A 21,661-nucleotide genomic window follows, 5' to 3' on the forward strand; every position below is an offset into this window, starting at 1 on the left:
TGTCGCCCCCCATGTCTCCCGGCGTACGGCCGGACCAAAGGGGCGTCTTCGTCCCGGATCCGTCGCGGCGGTGGGTCTCTTCAGGAGGTCGGGCTCAGAGAATCCGTCGGCGCCGACGCGGCCGACGCGGCGGCGGTCTTGACAGCGGCCCCGGATCCGCCGAAGAGAGACGGTCCGCGCGTCGATTCGGCGTCGGCCCTCTCACGTTCAGGCCCCCGGATCGGATCGCGAATGACGTTCGGGCGGGGAGACCGAACCACGACGCCCGCGGCCGGGCGGCTGCGGGCAGGACGGGGCGGACCAAGACCGGCCGCCGTCGCGGGGGCCGGGCGATGAAGGCGACCGAACCGATCGATCGGCGGCCGTCCTCCGGGGCGACGTGCCGCACGGGGGCGAAGCGGGGGGTCGATCTGCTCGCGGCGGCGGTCACGCTGCCGGCGTGGGCGGCGTACCGACTGTCCGCCGCGGCCCTCGGGGCCGAACGGGCGTTCCCGGGCTACGCCCAGGCCTTCGCCCTCCTGCCCGGGCTGTGCGGCGTCACCCTGCGGCGGGCGTTCTTCCGGCAGACCCTGCGGGCCTGCGGGCGGGACGTGCACGTCGGGTTCGGGGCGCTGCTGACCTCGCCCGAGACGACGCTGGGCGCGCGGTGCTACGTCGGCCCGTACTGCGTGCTGGGGGCCGTGGACGTGGGCGAGGACGCGCTGCTGGGGTCGGCGGTGTCGGTGACGAACGGCGGCCGTCAGCACGGGATCGACCGGCTGGACATGCCCGTCCGCGAGCAGCCGGGCGAGTGGCCGCGGGTCGCGATTGGACGGGACGCGTGGGTCGGCGACCGGGCAGTGGTCATGGCGGACGTCGGCGAGCAGGCCGTGATCGCCGCGGCCGCGGTGGTCACCGGTCCGGTCGGCCCCCGCCAGATCATGGCCGGCGTGCCGGCCCGGGCGATCGGGGAACGGGGCGCCGTGCGTGACAACCGCCCCCCGACGCCCGCGACCGCCGCCTCGTCCGTCGGCGGGGGAGACTGACCGTGTGCGGCTTCTCCGCCCTGCTCTCCGCCGACCCGTCGATCCCGCCCGCAGGAGCGGGTTCGCCGCTCGACCGGATGACGGCCGCCCTGGCCCACCGGGGGCCGGACGGCGCAGGGCGCTACGCCGAGCCGCACGTCGGCCTGGGGCACCGGCGGCTGTCGATCATCGACCTCGCCGGGGGCGACCAGCCGATGCGGTCGGCCGACGGCCGGTTCGCGGTCGCCTTCAACGGGGAGATCTACAACTACCGCGCACTGCGGGCCGACCTGGAGGGCCGCGACCACGCCTTCCGCACGGCGTCCGACACCGAGACCCTCCTGCACCTCGCCGCCGAGCACGCCGAGCGATCCGACGACGAGTACGGCGCGGCGGTCTGCACGCCGCTGCGGGGGATGTTCGCCTTCGCCCTGTGGGACGCCCAGCGGCGGCGACTGCTGCTCGCCCGGGATCGGGTCGGGCAGAAGCCGGTCTACCTGCATCACGACCGCGGCGGGAAACGGCTGCGGGTCGCCTCGGAGCTCACCGCTCTGGCGGCGGCGGGGGCGCCGCGGGAGCTGGACCCGGCGGCGGTCGACCGGTACCTGACGCTGGGCTGCGTGCCGGGGCCGCGGACGATCTTCCGGGGCGTCGCCAAGCTGCCGCCGGCGCACACGCTGGTCGTCTCCCCCGGCGACCTGGAGCGGGGCGAACTGCCGCCGCCGCGGCGGTACTGGGAACTGCGATACCGGCCGGACCTGTCCAAATCGCGGGCGGAGTGGGTCGAGGCGGTGCGGGCGAAGGTCGCCGAGGCCGTGCGGACGCACCTCGTGGCGGACGTGCCAGTGGGGGCCTTCCTGTCGGGCGGATTGGACAGCGGCGCCGTCGTCGCCCACGCCGCGGCCGGGCTGCGCGAGGCGGGGGGGCGCCTGAAGACGTTCTCAGTCGGGTTCGACGAGCGGGGGTTCTCCGAACTGCCCGCGGCCAAACTGATCGCCGAGCGGTACGACACGGACCACGCCGAGCGCGTCGTCCGGGCGGACGCCGACGGCGGGCTGGACGGGGTCCTGACGCACTACGACGAACCCTTCGCCGACCCCTCCGCCGTGCCGACGCTGGCGGTCGCGGCGGCCGCCGCGGGGGCGGGCGGCGTAAAGGTCGTGCTGACGGGCGACGGCGGGGACGAGGCCTTCGGCGGCTACGCCCGCTACGCCCACGACCTGCGCGAGGCCGCCGTGCGTCGGCGGCTGCCGCCCGCGCTGCGGGCGGGGCTGGGGCCGATCGCGGCGGCGTGGCCCCGCGGCCGCGGTCTGCCGCGGGCGCTGCGGCTCAAGTCGACGCTGACGAACCTCGCGGCCGACCCCGCCGCGGCGTTCGCCAACACGCTCGGCCTCTGCCGCCCGCCGCTGCGGGGCGAACTGCTGCACCCCGACGTGCGGGCCGAACTCGCCGGCGCCACGGCCGAACAGGAACTCGCGGCCGCGTACGCCGCCGCCTACCGGCACGACGGGGCGGACTCTCTCTCCGACCCGCTGCGGGGGATGCTGGCCTGCGACACTGCGGTCCTGCTGCCGGACGATTTCCTGGTGAAGGTGGACCGGGCGACGATGGCCCGCGGGCTGGAGGCCCGCCCGCCGCTGCTGGACCACGAACTGCTGGAACTGGCGGCGACGATCCCCTCGGACCTGAAGGCCGGGCCGGGCCGCACGAAGACGATCTTCCGCGAGGCCTGCGGCGACCTGCTGCCGGAGGCGGTCCGGCGGCTGCCCAAGCGGGGCTTCGACGTGCCGACCGACGCCTGGCTCCGCGGCCCGCTGGCGGAGCGGTTCGAGGAGACGGTCTTTTCCGCCGGCGCCCTCGACGGCGTGCTCGACCGGGACGGCGTCCGCCGCGTCTGGGAGGCCCACCGCGCCGGCCGGGCGGGATACGGCAAGCCGCTGTGGGCGGTGCTGGTCCTCGCGGGGTGGTTGCGGCGATGAGTCCGCCATCAGGACCGCCGCGGGCCCCGGCGCCGGGGCCCCCCGCGCCGGCGTTCGTCCGGACCGCTGCCGAATGGATCCGTGACTGCGGCGGTCTGTTGGTGGGGGCGGGCGCCGGGATGGGCGTCGACTCCGGCCTGCCGGACTTCCGCGGGCCGGAGGGATTCTGGAAGGCCTACCCGGCGCTGGGGCGGGCCGGCGTCTCGTTCCAGCAGATGGCAGACCCGCGATGGTTCCGCGAGGATCCCCGCCGGGCGTGGGGGGTTCTACGGGCATCGGCTGAACCTCTACCGGACCACGACGCCGCACGCCGGGTTCGGCCTGCTCGCCGAGTGGGCCGCGGCGGCGCCGGCCGGCGGCTTCGTGTTCACCAGCAACGTCGACGGGCAGTTTCAGCAGGCCGGGTGGGATTCGGACCGGATCGTGGAATGTCACGGCTCCATCCACTTTCTCCAGTGTCTCGTCCGCTGTTCCGACGCGATCTGGCCGGCGGACGACGTGACCGTCGAAGTCGACGCCGAGACCTGTCGAGCCAAGGGCGAACTGCCGACCTGCCCCGGCTGCGGACTGCTCGCCCGGCCGAACGTGCTGATGTTCGGCGACGCCGGCTGGCTGCCGGGCCGGACCGACGACCAGGAGCGACGCTACGCGGCGTGGCGAAACGGCCTCCCCCGCGAGGCTCTGACGGCGGTCGAACTCGGCGCCGGAACCGCGATCGCGACCGTCCGTCGCGAGTGCGAACGCCGGGCGGACCGGCTCGTCCGCATCAACCCGCGAGACGCCGCCGTCCCGGCCGGGGGCGTGGCGCTGAAGTGCGGGGCTCTCGACGCCCTGGATCGCCTCGATGCGGCGTTGCGTGAGCTCGAACGCGTGTGAGTCTCGGGCTTCGGATCTGTCGTGGGGACGGCGACGCGATCTGCAGCGTCAACGGGCTGTGGGCGTCAACCGCTGTGGGACTACGATCACGGCTCTGGGATGCGCCCGAGATCCTGTGTTCCGGTTCCGCCGCACCGAGGCCGATCCATGCAACGAATCGCAATCGGTCGCCTCGCGGGAGCGTATTCGCTGCCGTTCCTGTTGTACGCCCTCGTCGTAGGGTTCAGGCTGTCCGGAGTCCAGCCGACGGCGGAGGGGAAGGCGGGCGATGTGCTGACCGCGGTCTATCTTCTGTTTGGAGCGTCGGTCGCGTACACCGAGTTTCTCCGCCGGATCTTTGAGACGTCCTTCAGCACTGGGGGTCGGCCGTTTTGGTGGTGGACGTTCAGCTTGCTCCTCGGCCTCTTCGCCGGCGACGAAGTGTTTATCATCCCGAGTTCGCGGGTTAGCTGCTGAACGTCAGAGACGCCTTCATACTGCTGGCCTATGGCGTAACCTTCGTCGGTCTCCTCGCGTTCAACCGTGAGGAGATGCTGACGCAGAAGACCGTCGTCTCCTGGGTCGCGTTTATGCTCTGCGGGGCGCTCGCCCTGCTCTTCGACCTCCTGTACCGGGGGGGACGGTCGTTTTGGCGGAGTGCCGCCGGAAAAAGCGCCGGCGAGCTTTTGCAGCATGGCCTGCTGTGCGGCCCCCACGGTAACGTTTTGAGCCTTCGCCTCCGTAGAGCGGTTTCATGTCTGGCAGCTTCGCTGACCGCCTTTCCGCCGACTGCCCCGCCGCAGGCCTTCGGGCCGCCCTCCAGAACCGCACCGCCCGCGTGGGGGTGATCGGGCTGGGCTACGTCGGCCTGCCGCTGTTGGACGCCTTCGTCAACGCCGGGTTCAAGACGATCGGCTTCGACACCGACCGGGCCAAGGTAGACGCCCTGCTGGACGGCCGCAGCTATATCAAGCACGTGCCCGGCGCCAAAATCGCCCGCTGGCTGCGCGAGGACGCCTTCGAACCGACCGACGACTTCGACCGGCTGGCCGAACCGGACGTGCTTTTAATCTGCGTCCCCACCCCCCTGACCGACGCCCGCGACCCGGACCTGTCGTACGTGGAGGGCAGCGCCCGGGCGATCGCCAAAGCCCTGCGGCCGGGGCAGTTGGTAGCGCTCGAAAGCACCACCTACCCCGGCACCACCCGGGACGTGCTGCTGCCGATCCTGGCGGAAAGCGGCCTGACCGCCGGCGACGATTATTTCCTCGCCTACAGCCCGGAGCGGGAGGACCCCGGCAACCCGGACTACACCGCCGCCGGCATCCCCAAGGTCGTCGGCGGGCTGGACGAACTCAGCGGGGAGCTGGCCTGCCTCCTCTATGAGTCCGCGGTGGTGCGGGTGATCCCCGTCGGCAGCCCGGAGGTCGCCGAGGCCTGCAAGATCCTCGAGAACACCTACCGGGCGGTGAACATCGCCCTGGTCAACGAGTTAAAAGTCCTGCTGGACCGGATGCACGTCGACGTCTGGGAGGTGATCGACGCCGCCAAGACGAAGCCGTTCGGCTTCCAGGCCTTCTATCCCGGTCCGGGGCTGGGCGGACACTGCATCCCGATCGACCCGTTCTACCTCACCTGGCTGGCCCGCCGGCAGGGGCTCAATACGCGGTTTATCGAACTGGCCGGCGAGGTGAACACCTCGATGCCGGAGTACGTCGTCGGCAAGGTCGTGACGGCCCTGAACGACGCGACCAAGCCGGTGCGGGGCAGCAAGATCTGCGTGCTGGGGCTGGCGTATAAGAAGAACGTCGACGACCACCGCGAGAGCCCCAGCTTCGAACTGCTCCACCGGCTGGACGAACTGGGCGCGGAACTCAGCTACCACGACCCGCACGTCCCCCGCATGCCCCGCGGCAAGCGGAACTACCCGGACCCGCCGGAACTCGTCAGCGAATCGCTCACCCCGGAGTTCTTAGCGGGGCAGGACTGCGTCCTCATCGCCACGGACCACGCGGCGGTCGATTACGAAACCGTGGTAAGGCACGCCCCGCTGGTGGTGGACACGCGTGGGGCGACCCGGGGGCTGGAAAGCCTCGGTACGGTGGTGAAGGCGTAACGGGAACGGCCCTGTTAAACACCGGCAACACGGGGCGAACGGTTTGGACGCCGACCGAAACGCCCCTTCGCCGCGCTACTACGGCAACGCGTAGCGATCGACCCGGCGGGCGGCGTACTGGTGAATCCACAGCTCGCGGCCGGCGGGGTCGGTGTGCAGGGAGAGGTACGGCTTGCCGCGGTCCCGCGGCCGGCGGGGCGGGGTGAAGACGCGGACCGCCCCGCCGGCCCGCGGGGCGAGGAACACGTCCCCGCCGACCGCCGCCGCGACCCATGTCGTGCCGGCGGCGACCGACGCCAAATTATCGCCCGGCAGCTCCAGCGTGCGGAGCGGTTCGCCGTCCGGGCCGTACAGGTGCGTGCCGGCGTCGTCCTTCAGCGCCAGCCCCCCGTCTGGGAACACCGCCGGCGCCGGCTGGGTTCCGAGAAACTCGCCGTCCGGGCGGCGGTCGATCGTCCGGGTCCGCCGGCCGTTCGCGGCCAGCAGGCTAACGGTGTCGTGATGGACGACCCAGCGTCCGCCGTCCGGCCGAAACAGCCAGGTATTGAGGAACTCCGTCCCCGCCTTCACCCGGCCGACGCGGTCCCCGCCCGGGCCGAAGCGGACGAACTCCGCACCGTCGTTGCCCTGCTTGAGGTACGTCGCATCATCGGGGCCGAAGGCGAGCTGCGGGAACATGATCCCGCCCTCGAAATCCGCCGGGTCGGGCGTCAGCACGCGGAGCGGCGCCCCATTCGGGTCGAACACGTGCACCGCCGCGGTGCGGGCGTCGACGACGTGCGGGTTGCCCGTCGGGCCCACCGCCACGCCGGCGACCTCCCGCAGCGCCACGGGGTCCGGCAGCGTGCCGAACGCCCGGTCGACGACGCCGTTCTGGTCCAGCCGCAACAGGCAATGGTCCTCGGAGACCCACAGCCGCCCGTCGGCCGGGGCCCGCACGACGCTCCCCACGTTGACGGCCCGCCCGTCCGTAAACCGGGGCGTGATCCGCCCCGCCGCCCGGTCGCCGGCCAGCCGCACCAAGTCGTCGCCGTCTCTCAGGATCCAGCGGTCCTCGCCCCCCTCTTCGATCGGCCCGCCGGCGGACAGCGGGGGCGGAGAATACAACGCGTCCCGCCCCAAGGGGCCTTCCAGCCCGATCCATCCGAGGACGCGGCCGTCGGGGGAGAACGTCCACAGATGGCACGCCTCCCACGGCAGACTGACGGCGCCGACCCGCCCCGCGGCGGACACCGCCACGCTCTCCGGGGAGAACGCCGCCGGCGGGTCGCCCTGCGGCCCCTCGACCCGCCACCGAGCGCCGCCGTCCGGCCCGCAACGAACGAGCCAATCTCGGTAGCCTTCGACATTATCCCAAGCGACCGCGACAAATCCGCCGTCGCCGGTCCCGTGAATCGCCGAGAGGCCGGGCTCTGCGAACCCCGTCAGCGGCGTTACGGCGGGCTCGACGGTCGGGTCGATCCGCCACGCCCGGCAGGTCACGGCGGGTTCGTTCCCGTCCGGGTCGAGGATCCCCCGGCTGGCCGCGACGACCCACCCGTCCCCGCCGGTCCAGGCGACGACGAGGTCCGCCTGTGGAATCTCCGCCAGCCCCTCGGGCGTCACGTCCAGCAGGGCCTCGTCGCCGTCGCCCGCGGCGGGATCGAACAGCACGAACGCCGGAGTCTCCCGTCCGCCGGCCCGATGCCGGACGAAGCCGATCCGGCCGCGGTCGTCGACGTCAAACCCGCCCACGTTCCGCACCGGGCCGGGGTCGGGGACGACGCCGAATCTGATCGATCCGAGCGGCTTCAACATGATGGGCTCCACGTCCGGTTCCTCGGCGCAATACACGGGTTCGCCCGACAGTGCGCCGCAGAGGGCGAGAACCGCCGCCGCAACGGGCGAGACGTGCGTGGGCGGACAGAGCATCGACACGGCGGAAGAGGACACGGGACGACAGAGCATGACGCCCCTCCTCCGCCCCCGCGAGACGGCGACCGGCTCAGGCGACCGCGTCGCCGGCGCCCAGCAGGGCGCGGTTCAGCGAGCCGCCGGAGATCAGTAACTCCTCCAGCGCCGCGGCCACGTCCGGCGTCGTGACGTCCAAGCCGTCGCCGGGGCCGGTGCGTTCCATAGCGAACTGGGTGCTGCGGCGTATCAGCTCCCGCCGGAAGGCCGCGGAGACGCCCTCGGTGCGGCCGGCGGCGTCGGCGACCGTCGCGTCGCTCACCGTGGCCCCGCGGGCGTACAGGCGGATCAGCTGTTCGCGGCCCTCACGGTCCGGCGGGGGAAACTCGACCGCCTGGTCGATCCGCCCCGGTCGGCCGGCGAGGGCGCCCTCCAACGCTTCGGGCCGGTTCGTGGTGAGGACGAACAGCACGTCGGCGTCCGGCTTCAGGCCGTCCATATCGTTGAGGAGCTTGTTGAGCAGCGACTCGCCGCAGGCGTTCCCCATCGACTCCCGGTCGCGGGCGATCAGGTCCGCGTCCTCGATCACCACCAGGCTCGGCGCCAGCAGCCGGGCCAGGGAAACGTACTGACCCAGCAGGCCGACCTGTTCCTCAGTGACCAGCAGCGTCGTGCAGCCCGGCAACGCCGAGGCGAGGTAGCGGACGGTGTGCGTCTTGCCGGTGCCCGGCGGGCCGTAGAACAGCAGGCCCTTCTTCGTCGGCAGGCCGGCGGCCCGCAGCCGGGGGCGGTCGGCGGCGAAGCGGAGGACGTTGCGGTCCAGCAGGTCCAGCGTCGCCGCGGGCAGGATCACCTGCTCCCGCGAGACGGCCGGCAGCGCGTGCACCGTCACCCCGCCGGCGAGGCCCTCGTACTGATCGCCGGCCTCCAGCGAGAGCGCCTTGCCCCGGTAGCGCCCGCCACGGCGGACCCGCGCGCCGACCGCGGCCAGAAACTGCTCCGCCGCCGCCCGGCCGGCCGGCGTCGCCGGGGCCGCCGCCTGCACCCGCAGGCCCTCGCACCGGCTGTCGCGGCTCGCCGGTTCGATCAGTACCGCGAGTGTTCGGGATAAGGACCGGCTTCAGCGGTTCGGCCAGCCCGCCGGGATGCGTTCCAGCAGGCCGTCGCCGAAGATTTCGTGCAGACCGAGCGGCTCCAGGTGGACGTAGCCGATGTGGCAGCCGCAGGTCGCGTTGGGGCACGGGGCGCCGGAGCGGCCGGCGGGGAAGGTGCCGTCGTGGAGGTTGCCGATGACCCGGTCCACGAAGTGGCAGCGGCGCACGTCGCCGGCCGCGTCGACGGTGAAGACGTCCCACCCCGTCCGGCAGGCCCGGCCGCGGCTGGGGTGGTCGGCGAGGTTCGTCGGGAACAGCGGGTCGATCCGCGTCAGGGCCTCGACCAGGTCCGCGGCGTCGTGGCCGGGTTCGTCCTTCTCGGCGTTCACCCACAGGTAAACGCCCGGCCGCAGCTCGGTCCGCAGGGTCTCGATCTCGGCCAGATGTTCCCGGCGGCCGACGACGCCCACGCTGTAGCGCACGCCCAGGTCGTCCAGCGTCCGGCAGCGCCGCAGGAACGCCGCCCGCCCCGCCCTTCCCGGTGAACCGGCCTGGCCGGGGTGGTAGGTGCACCAGAGGGCGGCGGTCGCCGGGTCGGCGTCGGCGAGCCACCGCGGGTCGACCGACAGGTTCGTCTGCACCGCGACCCGGCGGACGTGCGGCAGGTTCGACAGGAACGTCACCGCCTCCCGGTACCACTTGCGGACCAGCGCCTCGCCCCAGGGGGTGAACAGAATCGCGATTTCGTCGTCGGTGCGGCCGGCGATCCACTCCACGAACCGGTCCAGCCCGGCCCGGTCGGACGCCAGCTCCTCCGGGGACTCCCAGTGCTTGGCGAAGGGGCAGTACGGGCAGTCGTAATTGCAGCTCGACAGCGTGCCGCGGTAGAGGAACGACAGGTTCACCGCACCGGCCCCCCCGCCATTAATTCATTAACCTGCGGGGAATAAAGCCACGGTCCGATCGCGTCGGAGCGTTCCAGCCCCGCGGCCGTCGGTTTGAGCCGGTCGCCGTCCCACGCGGCCAGGCCGCGGTCGGTCAGTTCGACTAATTGCGGCAGGTCGGCGAGGGGTTCGGAGTGGAACCGGCGGCGGTAGGCGGCGGCGTCCAGTCCGCCGCTCTGCAAGAGGCCCTGGAGCACGAACCGGCGACGGCGGTCGTCCGGGGCGAGGCGGTGGCCGTGCCGGGCGGCGGCGAAGTCGGCGGGATCGCGGTGGACGTAGTCGGTGAGGATCGCCCGCACGCCGGCCCGGCCGACGGCGTACTCGGTCGAATAGTGCAGCGCCCCGGCGTAGGACCGGGCCCCGCAGCCGAGGCCGACCATCCCGTCCGACTGGCAGTCGTACGCCGGCCCGACGTCGGCCCCGTCGGCGGCCCGCTTGGCGAACATCCGCAGCGAATGCTGTTCGTAACCCTCCCCCAGCAGCCGTTCGCGGGCGGCTCGGTAGGCGTCTAATCGTCCGTCGTTCGGTTCGACGTGGGTCCTGCCCAGCCCGGTCAACTCCCGCACGTAGAGCGGGTAGAGGTAGATCTCCTCCGCCCCGGTTTCGATCGCCTGCCCCACCGATCGCAGCCACGAGGCGAGCGACTGCCCGGGCGTGCCGTAGATCAGGTCGAGGTTGAGCACGGGGAACCCGGCGTCGCGGACGTGCTCGATCGCCCGCCGCACCTCCGCCGTGCGTTGCGGCCGGCCGAGCCGCTTCGCCTCCGCCTCGTCGAAGGACTGCACGCCGAGGCTGAGCCGGTCCACGCCCCACGCCCGCAACAGGTTCGCCTTTTCCGCGGTCAGCGTCGCCGGGGAGGCCTCGCAGGAGGCCGGCAGCGCCCCGGCGTCCGTCCCCAGCACGCCGGAGAGCAATTCGAGCAGTTCGGCCAGTTCCCGCTCGTCCAGATAGGTCGGCGTCCCCCCGCCGAGGGCGACGCGGGCGAAGCGGGCGTCCGGCAGGGCCTCGCGGACGGCGGCCGCCTCGGCCCGCAGCGCCCGCAGGTAGGGGGCGACGAGGTCGGCGCCGCTGTTCGCCAGCGTGAACAGGTTGCAGAACCCGCACCGCACCTCGCAGAACGGCAGGTGGGCGTACAGGAACAGCCCGTCCCGCCGCTCCCCCGCCCACGCCTCCGCCAACGGGACCGGCGGGTTGAGCGTCCGATACGCCGACTTGTGCGGATAGCTGTAGGCGTACCCGACGAAGGGGTTCGCCGCGTCCAGCGGGTGCGGCGAGTCGGGCTCGTTCGGGGGACTCTGCGTCATCTTGAAGGAGCCTCGCCGCCTCCAAGCTTCTGGGACCGATCAAGGCGGGTCCGGAGCCGCCGTCGATCAGAAACGATTGTCGACCGGGGCGTCGAAACTACTCGTCGTCGTAGTCGTCGACAACCGGTCAGGGAACGGCAGAACGCCGAGGTGAACGGGGTTTCGCCCCGCTCTCGAACAGCGTTCTCACGACCGGGATCGGCAGGTAAAGCTTCCGCGGCTGGTCGGCGAGCGGTTCGAATCCGTAGGCCCGATAGAACCGTACGGCCGAGTCGTCGATCGCGTCGACTTCCACCGCCCTCACGCCCATCGCCAGCGAAAGGCGATAAATGCGCCGAAGGGCGTGGAGCAGGAGGTCCCGGCCGAACGCTTGGCCTTGCAAGGTCTGATCGACGGCCAACCGGCCGATCAGGACGACGGGGACGTCCACCATCGGCAGCCCCTTCCCCTGATCCTCCGTCAGCGCCTCATGCAGGACAGTATGGGGCGAAAGGGCATAGTAACCCCGCACCGCCCGCTCCCCGTCCTTCACCAACACCAACGTGCGGGAGAAGCCCTTCTTCTCCCATTGGCTCATCTTGTTTTTGAGCCAGTCGTTCAACGACGGCACGCCGCAGTCGAAGGCGGAACGATCGTGGTCCGCCTTCTTGAACGGCCGGATCTTCCACGGAAACGGTTCGTTGGTATCGTCACTCATCGGTCCCGTACCGCCGCTCGAACGCGCGGGCGGCGGCGGCCAACTTCGCGTTCGGTTCCGCCGCCTCATCGTCGACGATCGACCGGAACAGATCCCGGTCCCGATTCGTCAGGCGGGTGACGCTTTCTTCAGCCTTTACTTCCTTCGACCGGCGAAGCAGGGTCGTGACGGTGAAGTCGCTGACGGACTGGCCGAGCAGTGCTGCGGCGTCGGCAATCTCGTCCTTGATCGACTGATCGAGACGCACGCTCAAGCGGGCGTCCGTCGGGGCGGCGGGCATGGGAACCTCCGAACGGGATGGGGCGAACCACTGTCGCGTTCATCCTATCGACCACTGGTGGCAGTTTGCCACACGAGACCTTCGGCGTAAAAAAGGGATCGGGCGGAGGAGTTCAGAAAGCGTTCGGTCTGACTTCCGCCGTCTCCAGCAGGAACTCCGCATACGGCACCGTCCAGACCACCTCGTGGGCCAGCCGGTGGCCGGCGAAGCCGTCCTCGCCGTAGGCGGTGCCGTGGTCGGAGCAGAGCACGCACAGCGCCCCGCCGCGGATCCGCAGGGCGTCGAACAGCGGCGGCAGGCAGCGGTCGACGTAGGCCAGCGCCGCCGCCTGCGTGGCCGGGGAGTCCGCCGTCGCCCCCGGCGTGAACAGGCAGTTCGGCTGGTGGATCGCGGAGACGTTCAGAAACAGCAGCGCCCTCCGGTCCGGCGGCGTCTCGGCCAGCAGACGGCAGGCGAGGCGGACCTGCTCCGCGGTGGAGTCCGGCCCCGTCACCCCCATCGCCTCGGTCCAGTAGCTTTCCTCAAACAACCCCGGCAGCGTCCGGCACAGCGGGGTTTGTTTATTGAAGAACCCGACCCCGCCGACGCAGAGCGTGCGGTAGCCGCGGGCGGCGAGGGCTTCGACCCAAGTCGGCTCGTCATGCACGAAAGTGCGGGGGCCGGTCGTCGCGCTGCCGGCGAACCGGGCCGCGAACAGCCGCTCGTGCGGCCGCCCTCCCTCGGAAACAGGTTCTGCGGGCGTCGGTAGGAAGCCGGCGAAGAAGGCGTGGTGGGCGGCGAGGGTGAAGCTGCCCGGCGTGTGCCGCCGCTCCCACCGCCCGCCCGGCAGCAGCGCGGTCAGATTGGGGGTGAGTCCGTCGGCGAGGGCGCCCGCGGCCACGTCGTACCGCAGCGTGTCGAGCGTGACGAACAGCACGTCCCGCCGGCCGATCTCGGCGTTGGCGTCGAGCGGCGTCCCTTCCCCCGCCCCGCTCACGTTTCCACCAGCGGGGCGTACTGCGACGGGTCGTCGAAGCCGGCGGTCCAGGCGATCGCCTGCCGGCAGGTCTTCGTGTCGGGCGGGACCCGCAGGACGTATTGGCCGCCGGTGGAGGGGCAGCGGACGGCGACGACCACCAGCGGCTCGTCGTCCGCCAGATCGACCCGCAGCAGGCGGCGTTCGCCGCCGGGGTCGCTGTCGGTATCCAGCACCTTGGGGTCGGCCTCGGCGACGAAGCGGTCGAAGCCGATCCGCTCCATCTTCACCCGCCGCAGTTCCGCGTTCGGCTCGGCGAGAGCCTCCGCGGCGGTGATTTCGTCGGGGCGGAAGGCGATCCGCTCGTCCACCGTCACCCCCCGCCACCGCAGCCCCACGCTCGCCAGCGAGGCCGGCAGGCCTGTCAGGTTCGTCCCGCCCACGTCGATCCACGAGGTGACCTGCAACCCCTCCGGCAGCCCCCGGATCCCCACGCACCCGGCCAGGTCGAGTTGGGCCACGGTCCCCAGCCAGGGCGGCACGCTGCGGAACCCGAGGCAGTCCCGCATGCGCAGCCGGCCGACGGAGACCTCCCCCGCCTGCGGCCACTCCTCCAACTGGCCGCAGCCGGTCAGGTCGAGGAACGAGGCTGAAAGTCCCTCCGGCAACCGTTCCAGCGACGTGCAGCCGGACAGGTCGATCGAGCCGGCCCGCAAGCCCTCGGGCAACCGCTCCAGCCGCACGCAGTCCCGCAGGATCAGGGCGTAGCGCACCGTGAGGCCCGGCGGTAACTCGTCGACGTCCGACCCGGCCAGATCGACGGAGCGATAGGTTTCGCCGGCCCGCAGGGCGGCGGGGGAGGTGACGGCCTGCATCGGCGCTCTCGGCCGGGGGAACGGGAGAGGAACTCGGGGGTCGCCGCGGCGGTCAGTCGATCACGCGCCGGATCCGCTCCGGCGAGTACTCCCGCTGAATCCACGACCGGTACAGCCCCGGCCCCAGTTCAATCGGCCCGTGTTCCTCATGGACCAGCGTGGCCTGCTCGCCGGTGACGTGGAGGTATAGGTCGCCGCCGGGCGCGGAAAACAGTTCCGCCACGCCCCGCTCGCGGATCCGGTGGCAGTGGCCGGTCGATTCGCCGCGGGCCAGCGTGACGTGCGGCAGCTTCCGCACGCCGTCCGGCAAGGCCTCGACCGCTTGTAGAAAGACGTCCCCGTGCCGCCACATGACGTCGCTCCGTAGGAGTTCGTGCGGGAGTTGGTCGCACGCCGCCGCTCGACGGCGCACGTGAACGAGTGTACCGTGGCCGTTCGCGGCCGCAACGCCGATCGTATCGGCGGATTTGGATTTCTGCAGTTCCCCCTGTTCACCCACAGTTTCCCCAGCGGAGCGTGAGCCATGGCGGAGTCGGACGACGGGCCGCTCCCGACGAGCGACGAACACGTCGAGGAGTTCTTCGGCCTTCCCGTACGCGAGTTCGCGGAGGACGGCGGCGTGCCGACCGGCGACGTCGCCGTGCGGATCGGCTGCGATTGGGACGACCAGGAGGGGTTCCCCGACCGCCTCGCCGACCTGCTGGACGACCCGGCCGCCGCGGGGATCACGGCGCTGGTGATCGGCCCGTGGGGCGGGGCCTTCGAGGGAGGCAGTTCGGAGGCGACCGTGGAGGCCCTCGTCGCCGCCCGCGACCGGCTGCCGAACCTGCGGGCGCTGTTCCTGGGGGATATCGTCCAGGAGGAGACGGAGATGTCCTGGATCAATCAGTCCGACCTCTCGCCGCTGTTCGGGGCCTTCCCGGCGCTGGAGGAACTGCGGGTGCGGGGGGCGAACGACCTCAGCCTCGGCCGGCCCTCCCACGACAACCTGCGGTCGCTGATGATCGAGTGCGGCGGGATGCCGGCCTCCGTGGCCCGGGAGGTCGCCGCGGCCCGGCTGCCGAAGCTGGAACGGCTCGAACTCTGGTTCGGCGACGAGGGCTATGGGAACGAGATCGCCGACGACGTGCTGATCGAACTGCTCGACGCCCCGCTGATGGCCGGCCTCGCCCACCTCGGCCTGCGGAACGACGACCGGGCCGACGAGACCGCCGCCGTGCTGGCCAGTCGGCCGCGGCCGGGGCGGATCACGACGCTGGACCTCTCGCTGGGCACGCTCGGCGACGCCGGGGCGGACGCCCTGGCCGGGGCGGCCTGGATCGGCGAACTGGACCGGCTCGACATCCGCCACCACTTCGTCAGCCCCGCCGCGGTCGAGCGGCTGCGGGCCGCGGTCGGCGCACTGGACGCCCGGCACGTGATGGAGGCGTACCAGTACGGAAACGATCCGCCGGAACGCTACGTCGCCGTCGGCGAGTGAGGCCGGAGTCCCCGACCGTCGCCCCGCCCCGCCGGTGGGCGCTGGTCGGCAACCCGGAGAACCGCCGCGTCGCCCTGTTCCAGCGGGCGCTGGCCGACCGCGGCGCCCCGCCGGCGCTCCTGCTGCCGTGGCTCGATCTGCTCAGCGGCCGGCGATCGATCGAGGAGGTTCCCCCCGACGCCGTGCTGCGGGTCGATTCGCCGGGCGAGAATTGGGCCGTGGAGCGGGCGCTGCTCGCCACCGGCCTTGAGGCGGCGGAGGCGGAGGGCTCGCCCACGCTCGGCCGCCGGGCGTTGGCCGGACTGGAAGCGGACCGCGGCCGGATCCTGCACCCGCGGCAATGGTTCCTCGGCCTGCGGGAGACGCTGACCGACTGGGACCGCCGGCTCGCCGGGCGGGGCGTCCGCTGGACGGCGCCGGCGGCGGGCGTGCTGTGCATGTTCGATAAGCTCGCCTGCCAACGGCGCCTCGCCGCGGCCGGCGTGCCGGTTCCTGCGGCCCTCTCCCCGGGCCCCGTCGGCGGGTTCGACGAACTGACCGACCGCATGGCCGCCGCGGACTGCGACCGGGCGTTCGTGAAGCTGGCCCACGGCTCCTCCGCCAGCGGGGTCGTCGCGGTGCAACGGGGCCGGACCGGGTGGTCGGCGATCACCTCGGCGGAGATCGTCCGCGGCCCCTCTTCCTGCGGCGAACCGGGCGGGCTGCGACTCTACAACTCGCTGAACGTCCGACGGTACGTCGAGCGGGACGACGTGCGGGACCTGATCGACGAACTCGCCCGGCACCGCGTGCACGTCGAACGCTGGTTGCCGAAAGCGTCGGCGGAAGGAGCGACGTTCGACCTGCGGATCGTCACGATCTGCGGCCGGCCGCGGCACACGGTGGTGCGGACGGCTCGTTCCCCCCTCACGAACCTGCACCTCGGCGGCCGCCGGGGCGACCCCGCCGCGGTGCGAGCCCTCTGCGGTCCGGAGCGGTGGGAGGCCGTTCTCGCCACCGTTCGCCGAACCGCCGCGGCGTTCCCGGACACGCTGACAACCGGCCAGGACGTGCTGATCGCCCCCGGCGGCCGCGCCCACGCCGTGCTGGAGGTGAACGCCTTCGGCGACCTGCTCCCCGGCGTGACGGACGAGGGCGAAGACGCCTCCACCGCTCAAATCGCCGCCGTCGCCGCCGTCGCCGCCGGCGGCTGACCGGGTCGACAGAACGAATCCGATCTCGCCAAGGTGTACGCCGGGTCCTCCACGTCGATCGCCAGCCCCTGGAAGCGGATTGGCTCCCAAGTCTTCTGCGGTTTGTGCAGCGTGACCGGGGTGCCCAGGGCGCAGCAGGGCAGATAGACGTGCAGCCGGCTGGTGTGCACGTGGGCGGCGGCGGCGATCAGGGCGAGCCGGCGTTCCGCCTCGGCCGTCAGCCAGGCGACGGTGGGGTCGAACTTGCAGGCCCAGTTCTGGTGCAGCGGGGCGCCGCCGGCCGGGTCGTACGCACTATCGAAGTTCAACACGCCGGAGCGCGGGCCGGTCGCCCGCGGCAGCGTCTGGCTCACGCAGCCGGCGAACTCCGCCTCGATCTGCCGTTCCCTCAAAAAATCCCGGGTGCCGGTGTCCCGGCAGAGGGCCGGGAACCCCTGCGTCCGCTGGACGTCCCGCAGCCAGTCCCGCAGGAGCGGCCGGTCGCGGATCGCCTGCCGGGCGAAGCTGCTGAGGTGCAGGCCGATCAGCGTGACGCGGGCCGGGCTGGGGGCGAGGAACCCGCCGTACCAGCCGAACAGCGGCACGTGCATCTCGTCGGTCCACGTCCGCGGGGCGTTGCGTTCGACGGTCGCCTCCACGCCCCACAGCCGCCGGGCGGCGACGGACTGGATCGCGTCGCCGATGTTCACGGACCGCTGCGTCGTGAACGGCAGGTGCGTGAACGAACGGACGAGCGCCGCGTAGTCCGGAATCCGTCGGGGGAGCGGAACGGGCGAATCCGGGGCGGCGGGCACGGGCGAGACTGCGGCGGGGGACGACGGGACGCGACGACGGGGCGAACGGCTCACCCGGCGCCGAACGGCCCGGGGCGGGAATCGACCGTCGCCCACCCGGCCGGGTCGCACTCCTCCCCCGCCCGGCCTTCCCAGACCGGCAGGCGGACGGAGTTCCGTTCCGCGGGCGCCGGGGCCTCCCGGTTCGGAATCGTTGGCCACGGGGCGTCGGTCGCGGGGCGTTCGACGTCGCCCCGCCAGGCCCATTCGTACTCCCGCAGCGTGACGAACACGTTCTGTTCCCCCTCGTTCTGCCGGTGCGGCTGAAACAGGAGGGCGCCCCGATACTGCTCGTCGGCGTCATACCGCAGCCCCTGCCCCGCGGCGTCGCCGACCCGCGTCGGGCTGCACGAACCGGCGAGGAAGACCGTCTCGCCGGCGACCGCGAACGGCGTCGCGTCGTCGAGGAACGGCGTCGTGCCCTCCGGTCGGTCCAGGGCGAACCCGCCGGGGCGGGCGGAGTCGTCCCACTCCCGGCGCCGCAGGTGGGTTCCGAGTTGCACCGTCTCCCCGCGGACGGCCCGCACCGTCTGCACGACGCCGAACCGCCCGGCGAACTCGGCCGGAGCCGACGCCGTGACGCTGAAGGACAGCCCCCGCGGCCCGGGGCTGTGGCGGGGGGCTCCGTAGCGCAGGAAGAAGCGCCCGTCCCCGTCCGTGCCGGACGTGATCGCCTCCGCCCCGGCGGCGTGCAACTGGAACTCGGAGCAGGTCGGCCGCTTCACCTCGAAAGCGGCCGAGGTGGTGAAGACGGTCGTGTCCGGAGCGGTCACCGACACCGCCACGGCCCCCGCGACGGCATCGGTCCAATAGAACTCGATCACCGGCCGCCGCAGCGCCGCGTCGGTCAGGGGCGAAACCGCCGCCCGCTCGCACCGGGCGGTCGGCGAACGGACGGAATAGCCTTCCACCGCCCCCGGCGCCCCGTCGGTGTCGTTCCGCGGGATCCGCCACCGAATCGCGGCCCCTTCGGGAAACGCTCCCTCCACCGCCAGCCGGACGTGCTGCCCGACGACCTTCACCGTCGCCCCCCCCGCCCCCGGCGGCGAGACGATCTCGCCGGTGAACAGGTCCCGAATGACGATCTCGCCGGGAGTCTGGCGGCTCGCCATCCGCGGCGCCGCGGCCGCGAAAGCCCCCCCCTCCCAATGGGAACTGCTGGAGGAAGAACTCGAACTGCTGCTCGGCCGCGGGACGTAGGAACTGCTGGACGAGGAACTCCCCGGCGGGACGTACGAACTGCTCGAGGACGAACTGCTCGAGGACGAGCTGCCCGGCGAAGGAACATGGGAGCTGCTCGAGGACGAACTCCCCGGTGGCACGTACGAGCTACTCGAAGAACTGCCCGGCGGGACGTACGAACTTGAGGACGAACCCGAACTGCTGGGGGACGAGCTCGAACTGCTGTGCGGCATGTGGACGACGGGTTTAAGTCAGACGGGTTGAGGTCAGACGGGGCGACGGCGGCGGACCGCCGCTCCATGCTTTAGCGGGATACCGGAGCGTGCGGGGTCGGGGCGGCGGACTGGCGGCGGAGGGTGAACGCCGCGTCGGGGGACTGAAACAGGCCCCGCTCGGGGTTCCATTCGAGCCGTTCCGCGGGCCAGTCGTCCCAGGCGAGGACGAGCGACCGCCCCGGAACCTGCTCGTAACCGCCCGCGTGGGCTCCCGCCCGCACGAAACGGCCGTCGGCGAACAGCGTGAGCTCCCCCGCCCAGTGCGGGTGCACGCCGTAATAGGTGCCGCCGGTCCCCGACCCGGCGCCCGGCCCCGCGGTCGCCGGGCACGCCCGTTGATAATCCTGAAAATCCTCCCCGGGCGCCCGGCGGTAGTGAACGTGCCGCAGGCGGTCCGGGTGCCACTGATGCCGCAGGCCCTCCGCCCGCTCCCGGACGACGGGACCGATCCGGGCGAGGCGGTCGTAGAACAGATCGTCCTCGCCGCCCCAGCTCTCGAACTCCGGCACGCCGCCGACCTCCGCGAACCGAGCCCGCGATACGGCGACCACCCCGTGCGCGCGGTCCTCCCAATAGGCCGGCTCGCCCTCCCGGGTGAGGTATTGAAAGATCGGTGACCAGACGCCCCCCTCCTCCACGACGTCGATTGCCCGGCGGAGAATCTCCGGCGTCAGCAGCAGATCGGCGTCGCAGAGCAGCAGGCGCTCGGCCGCTGCGACGGCCGCCGCCCGGTTCAGGCCCCGACCGCGGGAGAAGGCCCCCCCGACCGGGACCAGCGTCCAGGCCAACGGCCCGGCGGCCTCCGGCAGCCACTCCAGGATCGGCCGGTCGTCCGAATAAAAGTCGGCGACGACCAGTTCAATCGGCCCAATCCCGTCCGCCGCCGCCAGTTCCGCCGCCGCCCCCGCGATCGACCGCACGCAGTGCGGGAACAACGCCAGCTCCTCCCCGCCGTCCACGATCCGCGACCGGTTGAGCAGACTGATTAACACCGACAGCGCCGGCCGCCCGGTCGGACCGCCGCGGCCGACGATCGCAGGGCCTTCGGCGGGCGCCCCCCGGCGGGCGACGCGGTCGACGTAATGGCTATACAGCAGCGGGTCGGCGATCGGTTGCGGTTCAATGCGGATCCGCCCCGGCGTCGTATCCAGAGCCCCCTGTCCGCCGGCGTGGCTCATATGCGGATAGCGCGATTTGCCGCGGAGAATGAGGAAGCGGTCGTCGGGGGCGATCGGGTGGACGATGTGCTCCTCCCCCAGCCGTTCGTGCACTCGTTGAAAGAACACGGCGTCCTCGCCGACGCCCTGGGCCGGATAGCCGCCGACCGAACGCCAGAGTTCTTTGGCAAATAACGTCGTCGGGTGCGAGCACCAGCCCGGGACGGTTTGGTTGTCGTGCAGCCAATTCTCGCCCCAGTAGGCCAGGAACTCGGCGGCCCGATAAAAGGAGACGCCCCGCCGCTCCCGCTCCGCCCGGCAATACGACAACCGCCACGGCAGCGAGACGTCGTCGTCGTCCCAGACCGCGACCAAATCCCCCTCGGCCAGCTCAATGCAGCGGTTCCGCTTCTCGCCCAGCGTGCCGAACCGCTCCGACTCGTTGAACACCCGCACCTCCGGGTGGTTGAACTCGTAGATCTGACCGGGACAGTCGTTGAGGACGATCAACTCTTTATTGGGATCGTCCTGCCGCAGGAAGGTCCAGACGGCCTCGTGCACGTACGCCGGCCGGCCGTAGGTCGGCATCATGCAGCTGATCTTCGGGGGGCGGGCGGGCATCGGCGGAGCGGCTCGGACGGTCAGGACGGCTCAGGCAGGAGGGTTCGTCGGCGGCCTCATCGATCACGGTCCGCGGCGGTCCCGGCCGGGGCGGGGCTCGTCACGGACTGAAACAGGCGGAGCCAGGCGGCGGCGAGGACCTCCGGATTGGCGAACTCCTCGACCAGCCGTTCCCGGGCCGCCCGGGCGAGGCGGAGTCGCAGCGGCTCGTCATAGGCCAGCGTGGCGGCGTAATGGGCGAGTTCCTCGTCGCACCCGCCCAGGAACCCCGTCACGCCGTGCTCGATCATCTCCCGCCAGCCCCAGGCGTCCTGGGCGACGATCGGTACCCCGGCGGCCATCGCCTCCAGCCCGGCCCGCGGCCAGTTCTCCCGGGCGCCGCCGTTGACCGGCAGCAGGCAGTGCAGATTGGCGAAGAACTGCGAGACCGGCAGCGCCGCCGGCCGCAGCACGCTGGCCCAGCCCGGCGCCGGGCCGAGCTTGTCCATGGTCCGCTCGTCCGCCCCCATGATCAGCGCCCGGCGGTGCGGATACTGGATGCGGCCGTAGATCGTCCAGGTGTTCGAGGACCACTTATCAATGTCCGGCCGGGCGAGCCGCCCCACGCAGAACGCCTCCCCCGCAGCATGCGGCCGGGGCTGGAACTCCCACTCCCCCACGTCGAACGCCCCGTGGATGAGATGCCCGTTCCCCGGCGGAGCTCCGTCGGGCGGGGCGAGCTGCGGTTCGAGCTGCCCGCGTTGGAACTCCGACTGATAGACCATCGCGTCCGCCGGGCCGTGCTCCTGGAAGAACCGCCTCTCGTGCTCGAACAGAAAGGTCATGCAGTTGACCCACACGATCGGGCAGCCCAGCGCCCGCAGCCGGTGGGCGTGGGCGAGGAACTGGTCGTTGCAGAACCCCACCGCCGGGGCGCCGGCCAACCCC

At 72.1% G+C, this 21,661-nt stretch carries 20 protein-coding genes and 1 pseudogene (1 of these 21 only partly in view); 7 read left to right on the forward strand and 14 right to left on the reverse strand.

Annotated features, from left to right (window positions below):
* Positions 1-332 precede the first annotated feature (332 nt).
* The 3 genes and pseudogenes from CA12_RS01435 (at position 333) to CA12_RS01445 (ending at position 3,859) form a co-directional block, all read left to right on the forward strand.
* Positions 333-1,025, forward strand: coding sequence for an acyltransferase (locus CA12_RS01435; RefSeq protein ID WP_145356884.1), 693 nt, complete (start codon positions 333-335; stop codon positions 1,023-1,025).
* A gap of 2 nt (positions 1,026-1,027) precedes the next feature.
* Positions 1,028-2,983, forward strand: a complete 1,956-nt coding sequence (asnB, locus tag CA12_RS01440) for an asparagine synthase (glutamine-hydrolyzing) (protein WP_165700490.1) — start codon at positions 1,028-1,030, stop codon at positions 2,981-2,983.
* Positions 2,980-3,859 (forward strand): annotated as a pseudogene (locus tag CA12_RS01445) (SIR2 family NAD-dependent protein deacylase). Before asnB ends, CA12_RS01445 begins: the two are co-directional and overlap by 4 nt.
* A 284-nt stretch (positions 3,860-4,143) precedes the next feature.
* Here the strand turns inward: CA12_RS01445 and CA12_RS01450 are convergent.
* On the reverse strand, positions 4,144-4,533 hold the full coding sequence (locus CA12_RS01450) for a hypothetical protein (protein WP_145356888.1): 390 nt from the start codon (positions 4,531-4,533) through the stop codon (positions 4,144-4,146).
* Between the two features lie 59 nt (positions 4,534-4,592).
* Here CA12_RS01450 and CA12_RS01455 point away from each other — a divergent pair, with 59 nt between their 5' ends.
* Positions 4,593-5,954, forward strand: a complete 1,362-nt coding sequence (locus tag CA12_RS01455; protein WP_145356890.1) for a nucleotide sugar dehydrogenase — start codon at positions 4,593-4,595, stop codon at positions 5,952-5,954.
* A 78-nt stretch (positions 5,955-6,032) separates the two neighbouring features.
* Here the strand turns inward: CA12_RS01455 and CA12_RS01460 are convergent, their stop codons facing one another.
* The 9 genes from CA12_RS01460 to CA12_RS01500 all read right to left on the reverse strand — a co-directional run bounded on the left by CA12_RS01460 (position 6,033) and on the right by CA12_RS01500 (position 14,405).
* Positions 6,033-7,886, reverse strand: a complete 1,854-nt coding sequence (locus CA12_RS01460; RefSeq protein ID WP_145356892.1) for an NHL repeat-containing protein — start codon at positions 7,884-7,886, stop codon at positions 6,033-6,035.
* Between the two features lie 52 nt (positions 7,887-7,938).
* Positions 7,939-8,889: an ATP-binding protein gene (locus CA12_RS01465; protein ID WP_207622103.1), complete on the reverse strand. Its 951-nt coding sequence runs from the start codon at positions 8,887-8,889 to the stop codon at positions 7,939-7,941.
* Between the two features lie 75 nt (positions 8,890-8,964).
* On the reverse strand, positions 8,965-9,843 hold the full coding sequence (locus CA12_RS01470; protein WP_145356896.1) for an STM4011 family radical SAM protein: 879 nt from the start codon (positions 9,841-9,843) through the stop codon (positions 8,965-8,967).
* Complete coding sequence (locus CA12_RS01475; protein WP_145356898.1) at positions 9,840-11,186, reverse strand: STM4012 family radical SAM protein; 1,347 nt, start codon at positions 11,184-11,186, stop codon at positions 9,840-9,842. The genes CA12_RS01470 and CA12_RS01475 overlap by 4 nt, the downstream gene beginning before the upstream one ends.
* Before the next feature lie 127 nt (positions 11,187-11,313).
* Positions 11,314-11,883 (reverse strand): GNAT family N-acetyltransferase, encoded by a 570-nt coding sequence (locus CA12_RS01480; protein WP_165700491.1) that lies wholly within the window; start codon positions 11,881-11,883, stop codon positions 11,314-11,316.
* Entirely contained in the window at positions 11,876-12,163 is a 288-nt protein-coding gene (locus CA12_RS01485; protein ID WP_145356902.1) for a type II toxin-antitoxin system TacA family antitoxin, read from the reverse strand. Before CA12_RS01485 ends, CA12_RS01480 begins: the two co-directional genes overlap by 8 nt.
* A 112-nt stretch (positions 12,164-12,275) precedes the next feature.
* Positions 12,276-13,139, reverse strand: coding sequence for an STM4013/SEN3800 family hydrolase (locus CA12_RS01490; RefSeq protein ID WP_145356904.1), 864 nt, complete (start codon positions 13,137-13,139; stop codon positions 12,276-12,278).
* Positions 13,136-13,993, reverse strand: a complete 858-nt coding sequence (locus CA12_RS01495; protein WP_145356906.1) for a DUF6745 domain-containing protein — start codon at positions 13,991-13,993, stop codon at positions 13,136-13,138. Before CA12_RS01495 ends, CA12_RS01490 begins: the two co-directional genes overlap by 4 nt.
* Positions 13,994-14,045: 52 nt before the next feature.
* Positions 14,046-14,405, reverse strand: a complete 360-nt coding sequence (locus tag CA12_RS01500; protein WP_207622104.1) for a hypothetical protein — start codon at positions 14,403-14,405, stop codon at positions 14,046-14,048.
* A 111-nt stretch (positions 14,406-14,516) separates the two neighbouring features.
* Between CA12_RS01500 and CA12_RS01505 the strand changes: the two genes are divergently transcribed.
* Both CA12_RS01505 and CA12_RS01510 read left to right on the forward strand, forming a co-directional pair.
* The gene (locus CA12_RS01505; protein ID WP_145356908.1) at positions 14,517-15,473 is read left to right on the forward strand and encodes an STM4015 family protein; all 957 of its coding nucleotides are present in this window, start codon (positions 14,517-14,519) and stop codon (positions 15,471-15,473) included.
* A complete protein-coding gene (locus tag CA12_RS01510) occupies positions 15,470-16,666 on the forward strand; it encodes an STM4014 family protein (protein ID WP_145356910.1) in 1,197 nt (398 codons plus the stop codon). The genes CA12_RS01505 and CA12_RS01510 overlap by 4 nt, the downstream gene beginning before the upstream one ends.
* On the opposite strand, the gene CA12_RS01515 is transcribed toward CA12_RS01510, so the two are convergent.
* Together CA12_RS01515 and CA12_RS21765 are read right to left on the reverse strand one after the other, a co-directional pair.
* A complete protein-coding gene (locus tag CA12_RS01515) occupies positions 16,627-17,460 on the reverse strand; it encodes a hypothetical protein (RefSeq protein WP_145356912.1) in 834 nt (277 codons plus the stop codon). The two genes, CA12_RS01510 and CA12_RS01515, sit on opposite strands and share 40 nt — an antisense overlap.
* A gap of 50 nt (positions 17,461-17,510) precedes the next feature.
* Positions 17,511-18,611, reverse strand: a complete 1,101-nt coding sequence (locus tag CA12_RS21765; protein ID WP_165700492.1) for a hypothetical protein — start codon at positions 18,609-18,611, stop codon at positions 17,511-17,513.
* On the opposite strand from CA12_RS21765, the gene CA12_RS22925 reads away from it, so the two are divergent.
* The gene (locus CA12_RS22925; protein ID WP_261342388.1) at positions 18,577-18,699 is read left to right on the forward strand and encodes a hypothetical protein; all 123 of its coding nucleotides are present in this window, start codon (positions 18,577-18,579) and stop codon (positions 18,697-18,699) included. The genes CA12_RS21765 and CA12_RS22925 overlap by 35 nt on opposite strands.
* Before the next feature lie 286 nt (positions 18,700-18,985).
* On the opposite strand, the gene CA12_RS01525 is transcribed toward CA12_RS22925, so the two are convergent.
* Both CA12_RS01525 and CA12_RS01530 read right to left on the reverse strand, forming a co-directional pair.
* Positions 18,986-20,734, reverse strand: a complete 1,749-nt coding sequence (locus CA12_RS01525; protein WP_145356914.1) for a glycosyltransferase family 2 protein — start codon at positions 20,732-20,734, stop codon at positions 18,986-18,988.
* A 56-nt stretch (positions 20,735-20,790) separates the two neighbouring features.
* A protein-coding gene (locus CA12_RS01530) for a glycosyltransferase (protein WP_145356915.1) crosses the window boundary here: on the reverse strand, positions 20,791-21,661 show its 3' portion. 203 nt of this gene lie beyond the right edge of the window; 871 of the gene's 1,074 nt are visible here — the last part of the coding sequence; its start codon lies beyond the right edge, outside the window — the gene reads right to left on this strand; the stop codon is at positions 20,791-20,793.

Origin of the sequence: Alienimonas californiensis, from assembly GCF_007743815.1 — a bacterium.
Lineage (GTDB): Bacteria > Planctomycetota > Planctomycetia > Planctomycetales > Planctomycetaceae > Alienimonas > Alienimonas californiensis.

What these genes read in the sequence shown, in the direction of transcription:
- CA12_RS01450 (WP_145356888.1), bottom strand. Translation starts at nt 4,533, where the DNA reads ATGCTGCAAAAGCTCGCCGGCGCTTTTTCCGGCGGCACTCCGCCAAAA.
- CA12_RS01485 (WP_145356902.1), bottom strand. Translation starts at nt 12,163, where the DNA reads ATGCCCGCCGCCCCGACGGACGCCCGCTTGAGCGTGCGTCTCGATCAG.
- CA12_RS22925 (WP_261342388.1), top strand. Translation starts at nt 18,577, where the DNA reads ATGACGATCTCGCCGGGAGTCTGGCGGCTCGCCATCCGCGGCGCCGCG.
- CA12_RS21765 (WP_165700492.1), bottom strand. Translation starts at nt 18,611, where the DNA reads ATGGCGAGCCGCCAGACTCCCGGCGAGATCGTCATTCGGGACCTGTTC.
- CA12_RS01480 (WP_165700491.1), bottom strand. Translation starts at nt 11,883, where the DNA reads ATGAGTGACGATACCAACGAACCGTTTCCGTGGAAGATCCGGCCGTTC.
- CA12_RS01495 (WP_145356906.1), bottom strand. Translation starts at nt 13,993, where the DNA reads ATGCAGGCCGTCACCTCCCCCGCCGCCCTGCGGGCCGGCGAAACCTAT.
- CA12_RS01505 (WP_145356908.1), top strand. Translation starts at nt 14,517, where the DNA reads ATGGCGGAGTCGGACGACGGGCCGCTCCCGACGAGCGACGAACACGTC.
- CA12_RS01475 (WP_145356898.1), bottom strand. Translation starts at nt 11,186, where the DNA reads ATGACGCAGAGTCCCCCGAACGAGCCCGACTCGCCGCACCCGCTGGAC.
- CA12_RS01525 (WP_145356914.1), bottom strand. Translation starts at nt 20,734, where the DNA reads ATGCCCGCCCGCCCCCCGAAGATCAGCTGCATGATGCCGACCTACGGC.
- CA12_RS01455 (WP_145356890.1), top strand. Translation starts at nt 4,593, where the DNA reads ATGTCTGGCAGCTTCGCTGACCGCCTTTCCGCCGACTGCCCCGCCGCA.
- CA12_RS01435 (WP_145356884.1), top strand. Translation starts at nt 333, where the DNA reads ATGAAGGCGACCGAACCGATCGATCGGCGGCCGTCCTCCGGGGCGACG.